Here is a 19,878-nt window from a genome sequence, read left to right as displayed (position 1 = left end):
CCGCACCCCGTGCGGCGGGGCGATCCGCATTTCCGCGTGAGCCGAGCACGACAGGAGTTCACCCGCAGTGTCCGGACACGTCACGTCGCATTGCCGGGGACGTTCAACGACGCGCCTTGACTGCGAGGCATGACAGTAACGGACGTCTCCACCGGATTCCCGTCTCCGATCCTCGCGCGACCGGTCCTCGCCGGGGGCGACTACCAGGTCCTGATCTCCGAGAACCCCTCCGACATCGACGACGCGCAACGACTCCGATACGAGGTATTCAACGGCGAGCCCGGCTACTCCGACGCCATCGGCGACGCCGATTCGGGCCGCGACGCCGACGCTTTCGACGAGTTCTGCGACCACATGCTGGTCCGTCACATGCCGACTGGGGCACTCGTCGGCTGCGCCCGGGTGCTGCCGCCGCCCAGGGCGATCGCAGCCGGCGGCTGGTACTCGGCCGGTGAATTCGATCTCGGAGAGCTCTCGGAGATCCGCGGCGAGACGGTCGAGATGGGCCGCGCGGTGGTCGATCCGGGTCACCGCAGCGGTTCGGTGACGGCGATGCTGTGGGCCGCCGTCCTGAGCTACCTCGAGGAGGGCGGCTACCGGTATCTGATGGGTTGCGTATCGGTGCCCCTGGAATCGGCGATCGGCCGCGGTCGGGAACTGCGCGGGATCCGCGACCTCGCCCGCGACAGGCACCGGGCGCCCTGGCAGGTGTACCCGTACCGGCACGTGGAGGTCGACGGAGCCAGGCTCGACGATCTGGAGCCTCCCGCCGTCAACCGGCTGCCCGCACTGTTGCGCGGCTATGTCCGCCTCGGTGCCCGCGTGTGCGGGGAGCCGGCGTTCGACGAGGTGTTCGACGTCGGTGACTTCCTCACCGTCCTGGATCGCCACAACGGCGACCAGCGGTACACCGACCGTCTCCGGGGTGCCATGACCCGGCTCGGCGCCGACGGGAAGTAGGCGCCGTGGAGTCCAGTCCGTGGATGCCCGTCAGTCCGTGCGGTGTGCACTGCGTACACACGCACACGCCCCCGGTGTCCCGGCTGCGAGCGAGCGTGCGGCTCACGTCGTTCGCTGTCGTCGGCGTGACGATCCTGCTCTTCGGACTGCTGACCGTGGCGTGCCCGCGCGGGCTGCGGCACCGGTACTGGCGCGCCGGCGCCCGAGTGACGCTGCGCTCGATGGGGGTGCTGCTCGAGATCGACGATCGCCGTCCGTCACATGCGCCTCGGTTGCGCGGCGCGCTGATCGTCGCGAACCACATCTCTTATCTGGACATCGTCGCGATCGCATGTGTGGCGCCCGCGCGTTTCGTGGCGAAGAGTGAGGTGCTGGCGATGCCGGGCTTCGGTCCGATCGCCCGCCTGTTCGGAGTACTGGCGCATCGGCGCGGGGATCTGCGCCGGCTGCGGCCGATGATTGACAGGGTCGGCGGCATTCTCGACGCCGGGCGCCGTGTGGCCGTGTTCCCCGAGGGCACCACCTGGTGCGGGACCGCGTCCGGCCGATTCCGTCCGGCGTTCTTTCAGGCGGCCGTCGATACCGGCGTCCCGATTCTGCCGGTCCGACTCTCGTACACCGATCGCGGTTCACGGACCACCATGCCGGGATTCCTGGGCGAAGACACCGTCGCAAGCACGCTGTCACGTATCGTGCGATCGCGCCATCTCACCGTCACGATCACGATCTTCGACCTGCAGATGCCTGCAGGGGATCGACGCGGTCTGGCGGCCGCGGCCCAGCGACTGATTCTGCCGGCGGAGCCGATCTCGGCGATGCGGGAACTGGACGTGGATCTGTCCGGTCAGCCGCCGGTGCCGACCGCGGCCTGACGCCGACGGGTCGGCAGCCGCATCGCCGGACGCACTGTGACCGCGGGGCCATGGGCGCGGCAAGGCGCTTCCAAGGACCGCCCCGGAACCTGTTCTCGTCAATCTCAACGAACGAGGTCAGGACTAATGGAACACATTGATCGAGTTTCCCGGCGCGGCCGGGACCTCTCCCAGACGATGACGACCGCGGTGGTCTGCGCCGCCACCGCGATGCTGATGCTCGACATCGCCGTGGTGAACACCGCCCTTCCCGCGATGGCGCGCGAGTTCGATGCCGGCATGGCCTCGCTCAAGTGGGTGGTCGACGGCTATACGCTCGCACTCGCGACTATCGTGCTCAGCGCCGGTGCATGGTCGGACCGCTACGGGCGACGACGGGTGTTCATCCTCGGCACCGTGGGATTCACCGGGGCGTCGATCCTCTGTGCGGCCGCTGTCGGCATGCCGATGCTGATCGTCGCCAGGGTGGTGCAGGGGCTGGCCGCCGCGCTGTTGTTCGCCTCGTCGCTCGCTCTGCTCGCCGGCGCGTTTCCCCGGCGGTCCGATCGGGCGCGGCCGCTCGCGGTGTACGGCGCGACCATCGGCGCGTCGTTCGCGGTCGGTCCGCTGCTCGGCGGTCTCCTCACCGAATTGCTCGCCTGGCGATCGATCTTTCTCATCAACGTGCCGGTCGGCCTCGTCATCCTGGCGGGGGTGCGCCACGTCGCGGAGTCGCGCAGCAGCGCGCCCCGACGCGGCGACCGCCGGGGACAACTCGCAGTGGTGATCGGACTGGCCGCGCTCACCTACGGCCTCGTCGAGGCGAACGAGCGGGGCTGGACCGATCGCGCGACGGTGGCCGCCTTCGCCGTCGCGGTAGCGGCTCTCGCAGGATTCATCAGTGTCGAAAGGAGAGTAGACCAGCCGATGCTGCCCCTGGCGATGTTCGCGAATCGCTCATTCGCCGGCGCACAGGTCGCGGTCTTCGCGATCTCGGCGTCGATGTTCGCGGTCTTCGTGTACGTCACTGTCTACTTGCAGGGTGTCCTCGGCATGTCGCCGATCGGCGCCGGGCTCGTGTATCTGCCGGGAACTGTGGTCATGCTGGCCGTCGCCGGTGTCACGGACCGTTTCCTGACCTCTGTTCCGCCCGGCCGGGCCCTCGCGCTCTCGCTGGTGGCGGTCGCGGTCGGGATGGCGATGATGACGCTCGGCGGTGTGCACAGCAGCGGTCTGGTGATGGTTCCCGGATTCGTCGTCGCGTGCATCGGCGCCGGGGTGTTCAATCCGGTGATGAGCGGTGTCGTGCTCAGTGAGAGCCACGGTGACGATGCCGGACTGGCCGCGGGAATCAACGACGCCTTTCGGCAGTCCGGGATCGCACTGGGTGTCGCTGCGCTGGGAGCCCTGTTCCCCGCGCGGTCCGTCCTGGCGGGCGGATCCCCGGCGGAATTCGTCGACGGTCTGCGGCTGGCACTGTGGGTGAGCTGTGGGACGGCTCTCGTGGGAGCGGCAGCGGCCGCAGTGTGGATCAGGCAGGCGCGATCGGATGCGACGCCTGCCGAAGCCGACGACCGCCCGCGCGTCGCATTCTAGAATCGACGGGATGAGCTGGGGCTGTGATGCTTGAGTACCGGGTGCTGGGGCCACTCGTCGTTCGGCGTGACGGCATGCCCGTCGACCCCGGGTCGCCCAAGCAGCGCGCGGTCCTCGCGGCGCTGCTGCTGGCCCGTGGCGCCGTCGTTTCGACCGATCGGCTGGTGCACGCGGTCTGGGGAGACGATCCGCCCGCGGCGGTGGCGACCAGTCTGCAGGCTTACATCTCGAATCTCCGCAGACTGCTGCGTGACGCATCCGGTGCGTCTCCGATCGAGCGGGTCAGTCCCGGCTACCGGTTGGCGGTGGGCCAGGATCGGTTCGATCTGCTGGAGTTCGGGCGACTGGCCGGCGAGGCGCGCGATGCGGTCGACGCGTTTGACTGGGAGACCGCGCTGTCTGCCTCGACAGCCGCTCTGGCGCTCTGGAGGGGGCCGTTGCTGGAGGAGTTCGAGGACCGCGATTGGATCGAAGTGGAGTCGACGGCGCCGACCGAGCTGCGGCGTGCGGCCACCGAGGCTCAGATCGCGGCGCTCCTTGCGCACGGCGATGTGGCGACCGCACTCGTCGCCGCGACTGAGTTGTGCCGCCAGGACCCGCTCCGGGAGCGGAGCGTCTGGCTGCGGATGGTCGCACTGTATCGCGACGGTCGGGCCGGGAGCGCTCTCGAAGCGTACGCGGCGTATGTCCGCGATCTCGACGTGGAACTCGGCCTCGACCCGAGCGCTGAACTGCGTGAGCTGCAGGGTGCGGTGCTCAGGCACGACCCCGAGCTGGCAGCCTGGCCGCTGACTCCTCGCTGGACCGGCGCCCGGCCGGTGTCGTCCCCGGAACCGCGAGCCGTCCAGCCCGTCGAGACGCAAGAGCTCGCGGGCGAGGTGGCCCGCGATATCGGGGCGCCGCTCGTCGGGAGGGAGGATGCGGTGCGCGTGCTCCGCGAATTGCGTACGGCGGGCACCGGCACCCGCTGGCTGATCCTGTCCGGACCCGCCGGCATCGGCAAGACTCGTCTGGCCGAGGAGGCGGTCCACCTCGCCGAGGCGGCGGGGGATCGGGCTGTGTGGGTGCGCTGCCCGGACACCGAGGGCGTTCCGGCATGGTGGCCCCTGCGCCAGCTCTGCCGCGCGTTGAACGCGGACACGGATCTGCTGACGGTCTCCGACGGCGCCGACGCCGACGCGGCCCGTTTCGAGGTCTACGACCGCGTGCAAGCCCTCCTCGAACACGAGAGCGCGACGAAACCGCTGACGATCGTCGTGGACGATGTCCAGTGGGCCGATGCGATGTCGCTGGGACTGCTCCGCTACCTTGCGCCGGTACTTCGGGATGCGCCGGTCACCGTCGTCCTGACACTGCGGGAGGAGGAGGCGACCGACGCCGCGCAGTCGCTCCGCGAGGCCGTCGCACGATCAGGCGGCCGACTGCTCGACGTGCCGGAGCTGTCGCGCGAGGCGGTCGGTGAGCTGGTGCGGGCGGTGGCGGACACCGATTTGTCGGCCGCCGAACTCGACCAGCTGGTGGCCCGGACCGGTGGCAATCCGCTGTATGTGACCGAGTATGCCCGGCTGCCGGAGGAACAGCGCCGCGACGTGATCCCGGCGGCGGTCAGATCGGTGCTCGGTCGCCGGCTGGCGACACTCGATCCGACCGTCCGCGAGGTCATCGGCCACGCCGCGGTGATCGGCGAGGAGATCGACATAGCGATGTTGTCGGAACTGACCTCCCGCAGCGTCGACGCGGTCGCCGACTGTCTCGACGAAGCCGCGGACGAGCGGATCGTCGTCCCCTTGCCGAGCAGCGGTGGACTGACCTTCGCCCACGCACTTCTGCGCGACGAGGCCGAGACGATGTTCGCGCCGCTGCGCCGTTGCCGGATCCATCTGCGGGCCGCCGAACTGCTCGCGGCGCGGAGCGGCCCGGAGATGAGCGCCCGCCGCGCAGCGCACCTGCTCGACGCGTTGCCGGTGGCCGAGGTGCCCGACGTGGTCGCCGCCTGCCGGGAGGCGGCGCACGATGCGGCGGTCCGCTGGGACTCGGAGAGCGCAGCGCACTGGCTCAGCCGCGCGCTCCGGACACACGAGACACTGGCGGGTCCGGAAGCGTCGGTCGACGAGCGGGACGCGCTGCTTACGGGCATGCTGCACGCGCAGGTCCGCGCCGGACGGGCTCAGCTCGTCCTGGACACGGTCGAGGCCATGCTGGTGCGGGCGATGCGTGACGGGAGCACTGTCACGGTAGGGCGTCTCGCGGGTGTTCTACTGCGTGCGGGCGGTGGTTGGCCGTGGATCTCGCCGACCGCCGAGACCGGGTCGCTGCACGAGGTCCTCACCGCAGCGGTCGACATCGTCGACGGCGACTCCATAGCCTTGGTTCGAGTGCTGGGAGCGCTCGCGATCGGACACTGCTATCACCGGGACGCCTCGGTGCCTGCCGGGCTTCTGGAGCGAGCCGCCGAGGTGGCCGCTGCGGTCGGCGATCCCGATGTGATGGCCGACGCGATTCTCGCGCGCCTCATCACCTACTCCGGGGTCTCCGGACGCGCGGCCGAGCTGATCTCGCTGGCCGATGACCTGACCGCGCTGCCTCACGCGGATGCCGAACTCGACGAGGTGATCGCGGGTTCGGTCGTGACGATGGCCGCGATGACGCTCGGCGACATCCCGCAGACGAAGGCTCGTCTGCGTGCGGCGATCGCAGGCAGTGAGCGCATGCGACTGCCGGTCCTGCGCGCGCAACTGCGCTGGATGGAGGCCGCGCTGGCGGTCTGGCACGGCGACTTCGCGCTTGCCGAAGAGCACTTCCGGACCGCCCTCGCGGTCCATCGGCAGACGGAACTGTATGTTGCGGGCTCCGGGGCGCTCGCGCTGATGGCGACGGCGAATCAGCGGGGCGTGTTCGACGACGTCGTCGATGAGGTGCTCGGCACCGGCGGCGGGGACCGCATGGAATGGGTGCGGACGGTGATGTCCGCGGCGCCCGACAATCGGGTATCGACGCTGCTGGCCGCGGGTGTGGCGACCGTGGCCGTCGAGCACGGCGACGCCGCGCTGGTCCAGTCGATGATCGATCTCTGGCGGGCGGACGACCGCCCGATGATCTGGACGTCGCTCGCGCAGGCCGTGGTGCTGGCGAATCTCGTGGTCGAGGAGCGCTTCGTCGACGACGCGCGGGCGTTCATCGATGTGCTCGCCCCCTACGCGGGGCATATCGCGACGGTCGGTCAGGTCGGTTGCGTCGGCCCCGTCGACCTGGCGCTCGCCGGCCTCTACGACCTGATCGGTGACGATGCGGCCGCGGACGCGGCGCTGGGTCGCGCACGAGCGCTCTCGATCGCCGGGGACAGCCGGCCCGGGCTGCTGCGCTGCCGCCTCTTCGAAGCTCTGCGGGCACCTGACTCGGCCGACCGTGCGAGGGAGATCGCGGCGATCGCCGCGCAGGCCCGTGCGCTGGGCCTCCAGGCAGTAGCCGACGTCGCGCACGCCGCCGAGCGGAGGACGAGTGTGCCAAGGGCAGTCCAAGAAGGATGCAAGCGCACTGAGTGACAGTCGGTTCGGGACAGGTGCGGATCCCCGCGCCGCCGTGAACCGGGAGACATGCCATGACCTCACACGCCATCGATCGCGCCGACATCGCCGACCTACGAACGCGGGTACGCGGAGCGGTGCACCGGCCGTCGGACGACGGGTACGAGACGATCGGATTCAACGTCGCCGTGTCACGCCGCCCCTGGGCGGTCGTCGACGCTGCCGACGCCGCGGACATCGCCGCGGTGATGACGTTCGCGGGAGACAACGGGATGACTGTCGCCGTCCACTCGACCGGGCATGGCGCGATTCCCATCGACGGGCGGTCGCTGCTTGTACGCACCGGCGGTCTCGACACCCTGGAGATCGATCCCGCAGGGCGTACCGCGCGCGTCGGCGCCGGGGTGCGGTGGCAGCGGGTCCTCGACGAGTCCGCACCGCACGGTCTGGCCCCGCTGTGCGGGTCGGCACCATCTGTCGGCGTGATCGGATTCCTGACGGGCGGCGGCATCGGTCCGCTGGTGCGAACTGTCGGATCCTCCAGCGACCACGTCCGTTCGTTCGAGGTCGTGACCGGTGCCGGACGGGTGGTCCGGGCCTCGCCCGATGAGAACGCCGAGTTGTTCTGGGGGCTGCGGGGCGGCAAAGCGACTCTCGGTCTGGTCACCGAGGCGGTGATCGATCTGCTGCCGATCCCGGAACTGTACGCCGGTGCGATGTACTTCGACGGCGCCGACGCACCCGCGGTTCTGCGCGAATGGCGGACATGGAGTGCCTCGCTGCCGGTCGAGGCGAACACTTCCGTGGCACTGCTGCGACTGCCAGAGCTGCCGACGGTGCCGCCGGTGCTCGCCGGCCGCATGACGGTCGCCGTCCGCTACGCCGCGTTGACTTCGCGCGATGAGGCGCAGCGGCTTTTCGCGCCCATACGTGCGGTCGCGCCCCCGCTGCTCGATGCGGTCGGCACGATGCCCTACGCGGCGATCGGCGCGATCCACGCCGATCCCGCAGACCCGATGCCGGTCGCTGAGGACGGCTGCCTGCTGCGAGAACTCCCCGAAGAAGCGGTCGACGCGATCCTGGCCTCCGCCGGACCGGACGTCGAATCGCCTCTCCTCATGGTGGAACTGCGACTGCTCGGCGGCCGGTTCGCGCGGACGCCGCAGGTCGACAGCGCACTCTGTCACCGATCGGCGCCCCTGCATCTGTACACGGTCGGGATTCTGGCGCCGCCGATCGCGGAACAGGTTCCGGTCGCGGTCGCGGGACTGGTGGAGACCATGTCGGCGTACTCCGACGGATACCGGCTGCCGAACTTCACGGCGACCTCCGACGCCGGCGTGACGGCGCGTTGTTATGACGAGCAGACACGCGCCTGGCTGCGTGCGCTCGCCGGCCAATACGATCCGCGCGGCGTGCTCCGAGTCGGACAACTGGCCCGGTGATTTCCGGGCAGTGCGACGTGCGACTATCGTGGAGCGCGTCATGTCGCTGCCCTACCCTCCCGTCTACCTCGACAACGCCGCGTCCACCGCGCTAGTACCCGAAGCCGCCGCGGCGATGGCGGCCGCGTGGGCACACCCGGGGAACGCCTCCTCACTGCACGGCTCCGGCCGGGCGGCCCGACGGATGCTGGAGGAATCGCGCGAGTCGATCGCCCGCGACCTGGGAGCCCGTCCGTCCGAGGTGATCTTCACCGGCGGCGGCACCGAATCCGACAATCTCGCGGTGAAGGGGATCTTCGAGGCGCGCCGCCGTGAAGACCCTCGGCGCCGCAAGATCGTCATCTCGGCGATCGAACACCACGCGGTTCTCGATCCGGCGCAGTGGCTCGCCGACGAGGCCGGCGCCGAACTCGTCGTGCTGCCGGTCGACGGTCACGGGTTCGTCAGTCCCGACTCGGTGCGTGCGGCACTCGAGGAGCACGCCGGCGAGGTGGCGCTGATCTCGGTGATGTGGGCCAACAACGAGGTCGGGACGGTGCAGCCGATCGCCGAGATCGCCCGGCTCGGCGCCGAGGCCGGGGTTCCGGTCCACTCGGACGCCGTAGCCGCCGTCGGCCACCTGCCGGTCGACTTCGCGGCGAGCGGGTTGTCGGCGATGACTTCCGCGGCACACAAGTTCGGCGGTCCGCAGGGGACCGGAGTGCTGGTGATCGGCCGTGACGTGGCCTGCGTGCCGCTGCTCCACGGCGGCGGTCACGAGCGTGACCTCCGGTCGGGGACCCCGGATGTCGCGTCGGCCGCGGGAATGGCGGCGGCCCTGCGGACGGCGGTCGCTGGATGCGACACCGATTCCCGGCGCGTCGCCGCCTTGCGCGACCGGCTCGCGGGAGTGCTGGGCGCCGTCGACGGTGTGCGGATCAACGGTGCGCTGCCCATCGAGCCCGACCTCGCGCTGCCGGGCGTGCTGCACGTGTCCATCGACGGGTGCGAGGGTGATTCGCTGCTCATGCTCCTCGACGCGAAGGGAGTGGAGTGCTCCACCGGATCGGCCTGCACCGCGGGTGTCGCGGCGGCCAGCCACGTGCTGCTGGCGATGGGTTTCGACACTGCGACCGCCCGCGGATCGCTCCGGTTCTCGCTGGGAACCGGCAATACGGAGGACGACGTCGACCTGGTCGGCGAGGTGATCGGCGAGGTGGTCGATCGTGCCCGGGCCGCCGGACTGCTGTCGGCGGTCGGAGCGCGGGCTGGAGGTGAGAGCTGATGCGGGTACTCGCAGCGATGAGCGGAGGGGTCGACTCGGCGGTCGCCGCTGCGCGTGCGGTGGACGCCGGTCATGAGGTGGTCGGAGTCCATCTGGCGTTGTCGACGGCGCCCGGTGCCCTGCGCACTGGTTCGCGCGGCTGCTGTTCGCGCGAGGACGCCGACGACGCCCGGCGCGCGGCCGACCTGCTCGGCATCCCGTTCTACGTGTGGGACTTCGCCGACCGTTTCAAAGAAGATGTGATCGACGAGTTCGTCGCCTCGTACGCGGCCGGTGAGACGCCGAACCCCTGCCTGTCGTGCAACGAGAAGATCAAGTTCGCGGCCTTGGCCGAACGCGCGGTCGCGCTGGGCTTCGACGCGCTCGCCACCGGGCACTACGCACGGTTGGCCGACGGCGAACTGCGCCGTGCCGTCGACGCCGACAAGGATCAGTCGTACGTGCTGGCCGTCCTGGACCACGAGCAGCTCTCGCGTGCCATGTTCCCGGTCGGTGACACCCCGAAGCCGCAGATCCGGGAGGAGGCCGAACGCCGCGGGCTCGCGGTCGCCGATAAGCCCGACTCCCACGACATCTGCTTCATTCCGAGTGGCGACACGCGAGCCTTCCTCGGCGCGCGGATCGGCGTGCGGCCCGGGGCCGTTGTCGACTCGGCGACGGGCGAGAGGCTGGCCGAGCACGACGGCGTCCACGGATTCACCATCGGTCAGCGCAAGGGCCTCGGGATCGAGACGCCCGCCGCCGACGGTCGTCCGCGCTACGTGACGGGGATCGATCCGGAGAGCGGGACGGTGACGGTGGGCGCCGCGGCCGATCTCGAGGTCACCGCGATCACCGCGGGTAAGACGGTGTGGACCTCCGGCCGCACCCCGGACGGCCCGGTGGAGTGCGTGGTGCAGGTGCGCGCGCACGGCGGACTCGCGCCCGCAGTCGCGACGCCGGTCGAGGGCCCCGACGGCCCCGGCATCCGGATCGATCTGCGCGAGCCGCTTCGCGGTGTGGCGCGTGGGCAGGCGGCCGTGCTCTACGCTCCGGACGAGGTCGAAGGCGACCTGGTGATCGGCTGCGGCCGGATCACCGGCTCGGAGTGACAGCGCAGGCGGCCGGGACGGGGCTGCCGGCCGGAGTCGGCACCGGCGTCGGCTCCATGCCCGGCACCGATCCGTCCGAGGCGGTGCGCATCGCGAGCGGCGAACTCGATCTGCCGTTCCTTCCCGAACTCCCCGCGCGAGGAGTGGGAGCCGACATGATCGGCCGGACCGGCGCGTTGCTCGTCGACCTGCCGCTCGACATGGTGCATCACGCCTACCGGCTCACCGATCACCCCAACACCACCACGCGGCGCGCGCGGGACTGGCTGCGCTGGGACCTCGATGCTCTCGAGGAGCATTGGGAAGCCTCCGGGCTCGTCGGCTCCGGACGAACCGTGAAGGTGCAGGCGTGCGGGCCGCTGACCTTCGCCGCGAACGCCGAGCTGCGCGGAGGCCACAAGATCGTCAAGGACCGCGGTGCGGTTCGTGACATCGCGGCGTCGCTGACCGAGGGACTGCGCGGGCACGTCGCCGAGGTGACGCGACGGCTCGGCGCGAAGGTGCTGGTGCAGCTCGACGAACCCGACGTGGGGCGGGTGATCGATGGCACCGTCACCCCGCTGACCCGCCTCGACCCGATTCGGCCGATCCCGGCGCCCGACGCCGCCGAGTTGATGCAGGGCGTCGTCGACGGCCTCGACGTGCCCGTTCTTCTGCATTCGTGTGGACGCCCGCGGTGGGACCTGACCGATCGACTCGAGCGGGTCGCGCTGTCGATCGATCTGACGAGACTGCGACCGGACGCCGACTACGACCGGCTCGGAGCCTTCGTCGACAGCGACGGAGTGCTCGCTGCGGGGCTGGTTCCGGCCACCGAGCCGGAGGCCCCGGTCGACGCCGAGACGCTCGCCGGTCGTCTCACCGAACTGATCGACCGGATCGGCCTGCCGCGTCGGGTCTTGCGCGACAACATCCTGGTCACACCCGTATGCGGCCTCGCGGGGGCCACGGGATCGTGGGCGACGCGGGCCCTGTCGCTGTCGTCGGAGATCGCCGCGGGACTGGCCGCGGATCCGGACTACCGCTCCTCGTAGCGTCGCCGCGGCCCCGGCCGATCGGCGCCCGTTCCGGACGTCTCAGACGTCGCTCTCCAACTGTGCGACCGCGCGCTTGGGCGCCACCTGCCGGAAGCTGGCGTCTAGCAGTTCGGCCACCTCGTCCCAGTCCGAGTCGGCGGTCAGGTCGATGCCGAGCCAACCGTAGGCGCCGACGTACGCGGGGACGAAGAAGCGGGCGTCCTGGATGAGAGCCTCTCGCTCGAGCGGGTCGGGGATGAACAGGAGCGCGGTGTCGCGGCGGATCTTGGAGCCCTTCTCACCGCCGCCGTACATGGCGAACATCTTGCCGCAGCGAAAGGTCGGACGGCCGTGCGCAACCTTCTCGGTGGCTTCCGGGAGTGCCAGCGCCACGGTCCGGAGGCGTCGCAGGATCGGATCGTCGTCGGAGAACATGATGGGGTGCGGCATGTCGGTAAGCGTAGTGTCGGCGTTCGTCGGGCGCGGGTATGTCGCAGGGCTCGGTTAACCTGAACGCGTGAGTGAGGGCGAGGGGACAGACACGGCGGGATCGGCCGCAGCGGAGGCGGGCGCCGATTGGGCGCGGGAGTGGGCGCTGCTCGCCGAGGAGGTTCGCGGGCATCAGTTCCGCTACTACGTCCAGGACGCGCCGGTGATCAGTGACGGAGAGTTCGATTCGCTGTTGCGCCGGCTGCAGGCACTCGAGGACGAGCATCCCGAACTGGCGGTGCCCGATTCGCCGACGAAGCTGGTCGGCGGCGGGTTCTCGACCGACTTCACCTCGGTCGACCATCTCGAACGGATGATGTCGCTCGACAACGTCTTCGATTACGACGAGATGCGCACCTGGGTCTCGCGTACCGAAGCCGAGATCGGCGCCGGGACCGAGTTCCTGTGCGAACTCAAGATCGACGGGGTCGCGCTCTCGCTGGTGTACGAGAAGGGCAGGCTCGTCCGGGGAGTGACCCGGGGCGACGGCCGCACCGGCGAGGACGTGACACTCAACGCGCGCACCATCACCGACGTTCCGCACGATCTCGACGATTCGGTGCGCCCGGTGCCCGAACTCCTGGAGGTCCGCGGTGAGGTGTTCTTCCGAGTCGAAGACTTCCAGAATCTGAACGCCTCCCTCGTCGAAGAGGGGAAGCCGCCGTTCGCGAATCCGCGCAACTCGGCCGCCGGCTCTCTGCGCCAGAAGAATCCGCAGGTCACCGCGCGGCGCCGACTCCGGATGATCTGTCACGGGATCGGGAAGGTGGAGGGCTGGAGGCCCGAGTCGCTGCACGAGGCCTACCTCGCGCTGGGCGAGTGGGGGCTGCCAGTCTCCGACCACACGAAGAAGGTGACCGGGGCCGACGAGATCATCGAGGCGATCGCGTACTGGGGCGAGAACCGGCACTCGGTGGAACACGAGATCGACGGCCTCGTCGTCAAGGTGGACGATGTGACGCGCCAGCGCCGGCTGGGTGCGACCTCACGCGCACCGCGCTGGGCGATCGCGTACAAGTACCCACCGGAAGAGGTCACGACCAAACTGCTCGACATCATGGTCGGCGTCGGACGGACGGGCCGCGTCACGCCGTGGGCGCTGATGGAACCGGTGCTGGTCGCGGGATCGACCGTCTCCCGCGCGACACTCCACAACGCCTTCGAGGTGAAGCGTAAAGGCGTCCTGATCGGCGACACCATCACCATTCGCAAGGCCGGCGACGTGATTCCCGAGGTGCTCGGTCCGGTCGTCGAACTGCGCGACGGTACCGAACGCGAGTTCGTGATGCCGACTCGATGCCCCGAGTGCGGAACCGAACTGGCCCCCGCGAAGGAGGGCGACAAGGACATCCGCTGTCCCAACCAGCGCTACTGCCCGGGACAACTGCGCGAACGCCTGTTCTATCTCGCGGGCCGCGGCGCGTTCGACATCGAAGCGCTCGGATACGAAGGGGCGCAAGCACTTCTGTCGAGCGGCGTGCTGACCGACGAAGGCGACCTGTTCTCGCTCACTGCCGACGATCTGGTCAAGACCGACCTGTACACCACGAAGTCGGGTGCGCTCTCGGCCAACGGTCGGCGATTCCTGGACAACCTCGACAAGGCCAAGCGGGTCCCGCTGTGGCGGGTGATCGTCGCGCTGTCGATCCGCCACGTCGGGCCCACCCCGGCGCGGGCTCTGGCCACCACTTTCGGCGACCTCGAGAGCATTCAGAACGCCTCCGTCGACGAGTTGGCGCAGGTGGACGGTCTCGGCCCCACGCGGGCGGCGAGCGTGCACGACTGGTTCGCCGTCGACTGGCACCGCGAGATCGTCGCCAAATGGCGGGCCGCGGGGGTGGCCATGGCCGACGAGCGGGACGAGTCGATCGAGCGGACGCTCGACGGCAAGACGATCGTGGTCACCGGTTCGCTCGTCGACTTCTCCCGCGACGGAGCCAAAGAGGCGATCATCGTGCGCGGCGGCAAGGCGTCGGGCTCGGTGTCGAAGAAGACCGACTACGTCGTGGTCGGCGACTCGCCCGGCAGCAAAGCCGCCAAGGCCGAAGAATTAGGCGTTCCGATCCTCGACGAGGACGGCTTCAAAGAATTGCTGGCGACCGGATCTGCGGGAGAGTCGGAGTCGGAGGACGAGTGATGCGTGCGCCGTTTCGACTCGCGGAAGACCCCAGGTCCGTCGAGTGAGCCGGTGAGCGTAGCGAGCAGGCGTATCGAGACTGCGCATGCTGTTTCGACTCGCTGCGCTCGCGGAAGTTTCTAGGTTCGTCGAGTGAGCGTGTGAGCGTAGCGAGCGCGCGTATCGAGACTGCGCGTGTTGTTTCGACTCGCTGCGCTCGCTCAACTGGCCTGGGGATTAGCCGAGGTCCGTCGAGTGAGCGTGTGAGCGTAGCGAGCAGGCGTATCGAGACTGCGCGTGCTGTTTCGACTCGCTGCGCTCGCTCAACTGGCCTGGGAGGTGCTCGCTCAACTGGCCTGAGGAGACCCAGGTTCGTCGAGTGAGCGTGTGAGCGTAGCGAGCGCGCGTATCGAGACTGCGCGTACTGTTTCGACTCGCTGCGCTCGCTCAACTGGCCTGGGAGGTGCTCGCTCAGCTGGCCGGGGAAGACCCAGGTTCGTCGAGTGAGCGTGTGAGCGTAGCGAGCGCGCGTATCGAGACTGCGCATGCTGTTTCGACTCGCTGCGCTCGCTCAACCAGCCTTGGAGCGCTCGCTCAACCGCCCTGAGTGTTCGGCTTTCTCTTCAGGACGGTGGCGATGATGCCGGTCAGGTAGCCCAGGCGCGCGACTTCCGCGGGGCGGAAGTCGGGACCGCCGATCCGGCCGAGGAGCAGGGCCTTGCCGTCGTCGCCCAAGGGGGCGGCGGCCAGCCTGGTCCCCATGTCACGCCATCCCTGAGGGATCCATTCGGCTTCGGAGTCGAACGCCACCGCACGGTCGAGGGGCAACCAGTCGGCCGTCTCCAGGGCCGTCTCGGGGGCTCCCGAACTGCCGTAGAGGCGCAGCACGTCCGGACCGGGGCGGGAGATCACCATCGCCCACGACACGCGGAGCACACGGGGCGCGTAGTCGGCCAGCACCTGCAGGCGGTCCTTGCCGCCCGCGGCGACGAGGTCGATCAACTCGAGTTCCTGATGCGTGTCGAGGACCCCGTCGTGCGGACGGAGAGAGTCGACGTGCACGCCCGCGACCTTCTCCGCGGCGGTGATGAGGGTGTCGGGCAGCGCACCCGAGGGCAGGTCGACCACCAGGTCGTCGACGGCGTAGCCCTCGCCTCGCTCGATCACCTCGAGCGAGCGGATGTCGGCACCGACGGCGCCGAGTTGAACGGCGAGCATGCCGAGACTGCCGGGACGGTCGTTCAGCAGAACGCGAAGCAGATACGACACCGGAGTCAGCGCGGCTGCTGCTCGAGCGGACGCACACCCACAGCCGTGCCGTACGCGCACACCTCGACGCCGCCGGATCCGGCGTACTCATTCGTCTCGAAGCGGAATGCGAGAACCGCGTTGGCCCCCTTGCTCTGAGCTTCGGCGGCCAAGCGACTCAACGCTTCATGACGCGCCTCGTGCAGCAACTGGGTGATGCCCTTGAGTTCGCCACCGGCGATCGACTTGAAGCTGGCGCCGATGTTGGAACCGATGTGTCGCGACCGCACCGTGAGGCCGAACACCTCGCCGAACACGTGCTCGATCCGGTAGCCCGGCAGTTCGTTGGTGGTGACGATGATCATGTGTCCAAGTTAACCGGTGCGGTGCACTCCGGCCACTCCGCGATCATTCACCCGGAGCACACCTCCCGCGCGGGCTCGGTCCGAAGCGGCCGCATATCCTGGTAGGCAAGTCCCACTGTCCTGAGCTCGTGCGGTGTTCCGTGACGAGTGCGTGTGTAGAGAGGTCGACGATGTCCACCGATTCCCAGCCGGCGATCAGCCGGGACGAGGTCGCGCATCTCGCGCGACTGTCCCGCTTGGCGCTCGACGACGACGAACTCGACCGATACGCGGCGCAGCTCGACTCGATCCTGAGCCACGTCGCGCAGATCTCCGAGGTGGCCGCCGACGACGTGCCGCCCACCGCACATCCCGCCGAGTTGCGCGACGTGCTGCGCGAGGACGTCGTCGTCCCGAGCCTGACCGCAGAACAGGCGTTGTCGGGGGCGCCCGCCGTCGAACAGGAGCGCTTCGCCGTTCCGCAGATTCTGGGAGAGGAATGAGCGTGAGCGACACCCGCAGCGCGAACGAGATCACAGGCCTGTCCGCAGCCGACCTCGCGGGCAAGATCGCCGCTCGCGAACTGTCGTCGGTCGAGGTAACCCGGGCACACCTCGACCGCATCGAGCAGATCGACGGACAGCTGGGCGCATTCCTGCACGTCGGCGGCGACGAAGCGCTCGCCGCGGCGGAGGCGGCCGACCAGGCGATCGCTTCGGGTGAGGCGCCGTCCGCTCTGGCCGGCGTCCCGATCGCGCTCAAGGACGTCTTCACCACCGTCGACGCCCCGACCACCTGTGGGTCCAAGATCCTCGAAGGATGGGTCTCGCCGTACGACGCGACCGTCACGGCCAAGCTCCGTGCCGCGGGCATCCCGATCCTCGGCAAGACGAACATGGACGAGTTCGCGATGGGCTCGTCGACCGAGAACTCGGCCTACCAGGTGACCCGGAATCCGTGGGACACCACGCGTATTCCGGGCGGTTCGGGCGGCGGCAGCGCCGCGGCACTCGCCTCGTACCAGGCGCCGCTGGCCATCGGCACCGACACCGGCGGCTCGATCCGACAGCCGGCCTCGGTCACCGCGACCGTCGGCGTCAAGCCGACCTACGGAACCGTGTCGCGCTACGGACTCGTGGCGTGCGCGTCGTCGCTCGATCAGGGCGGCCCCTGCGGACGCACCGTGCTCGACACGGCGCTGCTGCACGAGGTGATCGCCGGGCACGATCCGCGCGACTCCACCTCCATCGACGCGGCGATTCCCGATGTCGTCGGCGCCGCGCGCGCCGGCGCGTCCGGCGACCTGTCGGGTGTGCGCATAGGCGTGGTGAAGCAGTTGCAGGGCGAGGGCTACCAAGCCGGTGTGCTGGAGTCGTTCCAGGCGGCGTGCAAGCAGCTGACCGATCTCGGCGCGACGATCGTCGAGGTCGACTGCCCGCACTTCTCGTACGCGCTCGGCGCCTACTACCTGATCCTGCCGTCGGAGGTGTCGAGCAACCTGGCCCGCTTCGATGCGATGCGGTACGGGCTCCGGGTCGGCGACGACGGTTCGCACAGCGCCGACGAGGTCATGGCACTGACCCGCGAGGCCGGCTTCGGCCCGGAGGTCAAGCGCCGCATCATGATCGGGACGTACGCGCTGAGCTCCGGTTACTACGACGCGTTCTACGGTCAGGCGCAGAAGGTGCGCACGCTCATCGCTCGCGACTTCGCCGCAGCATACGAGGACGTCGACGTGCTGATCTCCCCGACCACCCCCACCACGCCGTTCAAGCTCGGAGAGAAGGTCAACGATCCGCTGTCGATGTATCTGTTCGACCTGTGCACGCTGCCGGTGAACCTGGCGGGCACCGCGGCGATGTCCGTTCCGTCGGGGGTCTCCTCCGACGACGGACTCCCGGTCGGCCTGCAGATCATGGCACCGGCACTGGCCGACGACCGGCTGTACCGGATCGGTGCGGCCTACGAGGCGGCCCGCGGGCCGGTCGGCTGACAGCCTGCCGGCATGATCCCGGCGGCGAGCCCCTGCTCGACGCCGTAACGGTGTCCGTGTCCCGCGGGAACCTTCAGTGAGCCCGCGAGGTCGAGGACGGTACCGACCATCGACACGACCGGCAGCCACGGCGGAGACTCGCTGTGGCGCCGGTCGTCGCCGTCTCCGGGAATGCGGTCGATCGGATGCCACAGCAGCGACGGAGCGAACCCGGGGACGGGATCGTCGGCGTTGGCCAGCACCACCCGCCGCTCGCACGATGCGACCCGGTCGACAGACCCCGCCGGCGGCCCGGCGAGCACTGTCCCGGCGAGTTCGACCCCGGAGTCGTTCGCCCAGCGGCGCGCGGCGTCGGCTCCCACCGCTCCCAGGCTCTGTCCGGCGAGGTACACGCGGGGCCGCCGCGCTTCGGGCAGGTTCGAGATTCGGGACCAGACGGCGTCGAGGACCGCGGACGCGGAGGTCCCCGCACGATCCGGGGAGGAGATGAACGCCCGCCACGACGCGACGTCGTCGTACTGCAGGGCGACGACCCGGACCGATCCGCCGAAGTACCCGGTGAAGCCGTCCACCGTTCCGGCGTCGATCCATCCCGAGCCGGTGGGCACGGCCACCACGACCGCGCGTGCCTCGCGACCGCCGTCGGCCACCCAGCGATCGGCCAGGCGCTCGGCGCGGTCCCGGACCGAGCCGGGTTCGCTCAGCGGGCTGTAGAGCATCACGGGGCGCTCGGGAACATCCGGTCCCGACGCCTGTGCGGGCGCGGGCAGCCCGATCGACGCCGCCGCGACCACCGCGACCATTCCGAAGCCGGCCCACACCCGTCCTGGGATCGCGACGACCGCGGCCGCGGCGGCGACCGGGATCGCGCACACGGCCAGCACCCACCCGGGGCCGATCGGCGGGGCACCCACCGCGGCCCGGACCGCCGACTCGTGACGAGCCGCGAGCCCGACGGCCGCACCGGCGACCACGAGCCCGGCGGCGAGGACGCCCCCGGAGACCGGGGCAGGTGGACGGTCACCGATCCGGTCTCGAAGCGCGCCGACGCCGGCACCGACGGCCATCCCGAGAAGAGTCAACGCGAGGCCGGCGACGGCGGCGACCAGCGCGGAGCGGGGGAGCATGCCGGGGGCGAGAGCCAGCAGGCGACCGGCGAGAGCGCCGGCGGCCACCGCGGGACGCACCCGCAGGCGGTTCACCGCAACCCCACTGTCTCTGCGGTTCGGGAGAGATAGCCGACGACGATCGTGCCGCCCGACTCGCGCACCGGCGGGCCCGAATGCTGCCGCCAGGTGTTCACTGCCAGGCCGGTCCGCGCGGTCTCGGCGGCGGCGTGGCACAGCGGATCGTCGCAGACGGCGTGCATGTCGTCGATCAGTCGGCCGTCGAGGGCGGTGCGAGCCCAGGCTCCCGCGGGCCGGCCGGTGGAATCGGAGTACCGGAGCAGGTCGTATCCGAGATCGTGCGCACGGCAGGCGTCGGTGAATCGGTCCGGCAACGGGACCGGCGAGGAACAGTCTCCGGCCGGGTTGAGGGGGCGGCCGTCGATCACCACCGGTCGATACCCGAGTCGTCGGGAGAAGTCGGCGGGCAGATCGCGCATGGCGTCGAGCGGACGGTCGCCGACCAGGTCCGCGATGGCGCGTTCGGCGGCTGTGGCCGGCCGGGCCGGGGGAGCGGCCCGATGCGAGTCCGCCAGCGCCGAGCTGATCGGCAGCAGCCCGAGGACTCCGACGGTCAACGCCGCGCCGGTCGAGAGCCGGACGACCCACCGGCGGATACCTTGTCGCCCAGGGGAATCGGCTGAGTCAGCGGAGGTGTTCGAGGTCATGTCCCGAACGCTATGGCCGGGTGGCACCACACCGGATCGCTCGCAACGGGGGTCTTGCACCCCGCGCGCGAGAGTGAGACCGCAGGGAACCCTGCGACTGGGGAACC

Annotated in this window: 16 protein-coding genes; 11 read left to right on the top strand and 5 right to left on the bottom strand. The window is 70.0% G+C overall.

Annotated elements, in window-relative coordinates; all coding sequences use genetic code 11:
- Nucleotides 1–129 precede the first annotated feature (129 nt).
- From ACK8HH_RS12870 to ACK8HH_RS12835, 8 genes are all read left to right on the top strand, one after another.
- On the top strand, nucleotides 130–960 hold the full coding sequence (locus tag ACK8HH_RS12870) for a GNAT family N-acetyltransferase (RefSeq protein WP_346076240.1): 831 nt from the start codon (nucleotides 130–132) through the stop codon (nucleotides 958–960).
- Nucleotides 961–983: 23 nt separating this feature from the next.
- Nucleotides 984–1,832, top strand: a complete 849-nt coding sequence (locus ACK8HH_RS12865) for a lysophospholipid acyltransferase family protein (protein ID WP_412475236.1) — start codon at nucleotides 984–986, stop codon at nucleotides 1,830–1,832.
- Between the two features lie 126 nt (nucleotides 1,833–1,958).
- Nucleotides 1,959–3,407 (top strand): MFS transporter, encoded by a 1,449-nt coding sequence (locus ACK8HH_RS12860; protein WP_006895909.1) that lies wholly within the window; start codon nucleotides 1,959–1,961, stop codon nucleotides 3,405–3,407.
- A 26-nt stretch (nucleotides 3,408–3,433) separates the two neighbouring features.
- Nucleotides 3,434–6,949 carry a BTAD domain-containing putative transcriptional regulator gene (locus ACK8HH_RS12855; RefSeq protein ID WP_062366976.1) on the top strand — a complete coding sequence of 1,172 codons (3,516 nt, stop codon included), beginning with the start codon at nucleotides 3,434–3,436 and terminating at the stop codon, nucleotides 6,947–6,949.
- 56 nt (nucleotides 6,950–7,005) lie between these two features.
- Nucleotides 7,006–8,376 (top strand): FAD-binding oxidoreductase, encoded by a 1,371-nt coding sequence (locus tag ACK8HH_RS12850; RefSeq protein WP_006895911.1) that lies wholly within the window; start codon nucleotides 7,006–7,008, stop codon nucleotides 8,374–8,376.
- 40 nt (nucleotides 8,377–8,416) lie between these two features.
- Nucleotides 8,417–9,640: a cysteine desulfurase family protein gene (locus ACK8HH_RS12845; RefSeq protein WP_045537073.1), complete on the top strand. Its 1,224-nt coding sequence runs from the start codon at nucleotides 8,417–8,419 to the stop codon at nucleotides 9,638–9,640.
- Nucleotides 9,640–10,731: a tRNA 2-thiouridine(34) synthase MnmA gene (gene mnmA, locus ACK8HH_RS12840; protein WP_045537057.1), complete on the top strand. Its 1,092-nt coding sequence runs from the start codon at nucleotides 9,640–9,642 to the stop codon at nucleotides 10,729–10,731. Before ACK8HH_RS12845 ends, mnmA begins: the two co-directional genes overlap by 1 nt.
- Nucleotides 10,728–11,765, top strand: a complete 1,038-nt coding sequence (locus ACK8HH_RS12835; RefSeq protein WP_412475235.1) for a vitamin-B12 independent methionine synthase — start codon at nucleotides 10,728–10,730, stop codon at nucleotides 11,763–11,765. The genes mnmA and ACK8HH_RS12835 overlap by 4 nt, the downstream gene beginning before the upstream one ends.
- A gap of 42 nt (nucleotides 11,766–11,807) precedes the next feature.
- On the opposite strand, the gene ACK8HH_RS12830 is transcribed toward ACK8HH_RS12835, so the two are convergent.
- Nucleotides 11,808–12,197, bottom strand: coding sequence for an MmcQ/YjbR family DNA-binding protein (locus ACK8HH_RS12830; RefSeq protein WP_045537061.1), 390 nt, complete (start codon nucleotides 12,195–12,197; stop codon nucleotides 11,808–11,810).
- A 67-nt stretch (nucleotides 12,198–12,264) separates the two neighbouring features.
- On the opposite strand from ACK8HH_RS12830, the gene ligA reads away from it, so the two are divergent.
- Nucleotides 12,265–14,373 (top strand): NAD-dependent DNA ligase LigA, encoded by a 2,109-nt coding sequence (ligA, locus tag ACK8HH_RS12825; protein ID WP_412475234.1) that lies wholly within the window; start codon nucleotides 12,265–12,267, stop codon nucleotides 14,371–14,373.
- A gap of 573 nt (nucleotides 14,374–14,946) precedes the next feature.
- On the opposite strand, the gene ACK8HH_RS12820 is transcribed toward ligA, so the two are convergent.
- Both ACK8HH_RS12820 and ACK8HH_RS12815 read right to left on the bottom strand, forming a co-directional pair.
- Nucleotides 14,947–15,621 (bottom strand): hypothetical protein, encoded by a 675-nt coding sequence (locus ACK8HH_RS12820; RefSeq protein ID WP_006895917.1) that lies wholly within the window; start codon nucleotides 15,619–15,621, stop codon nucleotides 14,947–14,949.
- A gap of 5 nt (nucleotides 15,622–15,626) precedes the next feature.
- The gene (locus tag ACK8HH_RS12815; RefSeq protein WP_006895918.1) at nucleotides 15,627–15,965 is read right to left on the bottom strand and encodes a YbjQ family protein; all 339 of its coding nucleotides are present in this window, start codon (nucleotides 15,963–15,965) and stop codon (nucleotides 15,627–15,629) included.
- Nucleotides 15,966–16,135: 170 nt separating this feature from the next.
- Here ACK8HH_RS12815 and gatC point away from each other — a divergent pair, with 170 nt between their 5' ends.
- A complete protein-coding gene (gene gatC, locus ACK8HH_RS12810) occupies nucleotides 16,136–16,447 on the top strand; it encodes an Asp-tRNA(Asn)/Glu-tRNA(Gln) amidotransferase subunit GatC (protein ID WP_006895919.1) in 312 nt (103 codons plus the stop codon).
- The gene (gatA, locus tag ACK8HH_RS12805; RefSeq protein WP_412475233.1) at nucleotides 16,444–17,937 is read left to right on the top strand and encodes an Asp-tRNA(Asn)/Glu-tRNA(Gln) amidotransferase subunit GatA; all 1,494 of its coding nucleotides are present in this window, start codon (nucleotides 16,444–16,446) and stop codon (nucleotides 17,935–17,937) included. Before gatC ends, gatA begins: the two co-directional genes overlap by 4 nt.
- On the opposite strand, the gene ACK8HH_RS12800 is transcribed toward gatA, so the two are convergent.
- Nucleotides 17,907–19,139, bottom strand: coding sequence for an alpha/beta-hydrolase family protein (locus tag ACK8HH_RS12800; RefSeq protein WP_412475232.1), 1,233 nt, complete (start codon nucleotides 19,137–19,139; stop codon nucleotides 17,907–17,909). The two genes, gatA and ACK8HH_RS12800, sit on opposite strands and share 31 nt — an antisense overlap.
- Nucleotides 19,136–19,771, bottom strand: coding sequence for a hypothetical protein (locus ACK8HH_RS12795; protein WP_412475231.1), 636 nt, complete (start codon nucleotides 19,769–19,771; stop codon nucleotides 19,136–19,138). The genes ACK8HH_RS12800 and ACK8HH_RS12795 overlap by 4 nt, the downstream gene beginning before the upstream one ends.
- Nucleotides 19,772–19,878: the final 107 nt, after the last annotated feature.

The sequence above is a fragment of the Gordonia sp. LUNF6 genome, from assembly GCF_047041125.1.
GTDB classification, from domain to species: Bacteria; Actinomycetota; Actinomycetes; order Mycobacteriales; family Mycobacteriaceae; genus Gordonia; species Gordonia sihwensis.
The sequence above is the reverse complement of the archived record's forward strand: the minus strand, read 5'-3'. Positions and strand labels throughout refer to the sequence as shown.

Coding starts and splice junctions, on each gene's coding strand:
- gatA (WP_412475233.1), top strand. CDS start 16,444: ATGAGCGTGAGCGACACCCGCAGCGCGAACGAGATCACAGGCCTGTCC.
- ACK8HH_RS12870 (WP_346076240.1), top strand. CDS start 130: ATGACAGTAACGGACGTCTCCACCGGATTCCCGTCTCCGATCCTCGCG.
- ACK8HH_RS12815 (WP_006895918.1), bottom strand. CDS start 15,965: ATGATCATCGTCACCACCAACGAACTGCCGGGCTACCGGATCGAGCAC.
- ACK8HH_RS12855 (WP_062366976.1), top strand. CDS start 3,434: ATGCTTGAGTACCGGGTGCTGGGGCCACTCGTCGTTCGGCGTGACGGC.
- ACK8HH_RS12795 (WP_412475231.1), bottom strand. CDS start 19,771: ATGACCTCGAACACCTCCGCTGACTCAGCCGATTCCCCTGGGCGACAA.
- ACK8HH_RS12865 (WP_412475236.1), top strand. CDS start 984: ATGCCCGTCAGTCCGTGCGGTGTGCACTGCGTACACACGCACACGCCC.
- ACK8HH_RS12830 (WP_045537061.1), bottom strand. CDS start 12,197: ATGCCGCACCCCATCATGTTCTCCGACGACGATCCGATCCTGCGACGC.
- gatC (WP_006895919.1), top strand. CDS start 16,136: ATGTCCACCGATTCCCAGCCGGCGATCAGCCGGGACGAGGTCGCGCAT.
- ACK8HH_RS12860 (WP_006895909.1), top strand. CDS start 1,959: ATGGAACACATTGATCGAGTTTCCCGGCGCGGCCGGGACCTCTCCCAG.
- ACK8HH_RS12850 (WP_006895911.1), top strand. CDS start 7,006: ATGACCTCACACGCCATCGATCGCGCCGACATCGCCGACCTACGAACG.
- ACK8HH_RS12845 (WP_045537073.1), top strand. CDS start 8,417: ATGTCGCTGCCCTACCCTCCCGTCTACCTCGACAACGCCGCGTCCACC.
- mnmA (WP_045537057.1), top strand. CDS start 9,640: ATGCGGGTACTCGCAGCGATGAGCGGAGGGGTCGACTCGGCGGTCGCC.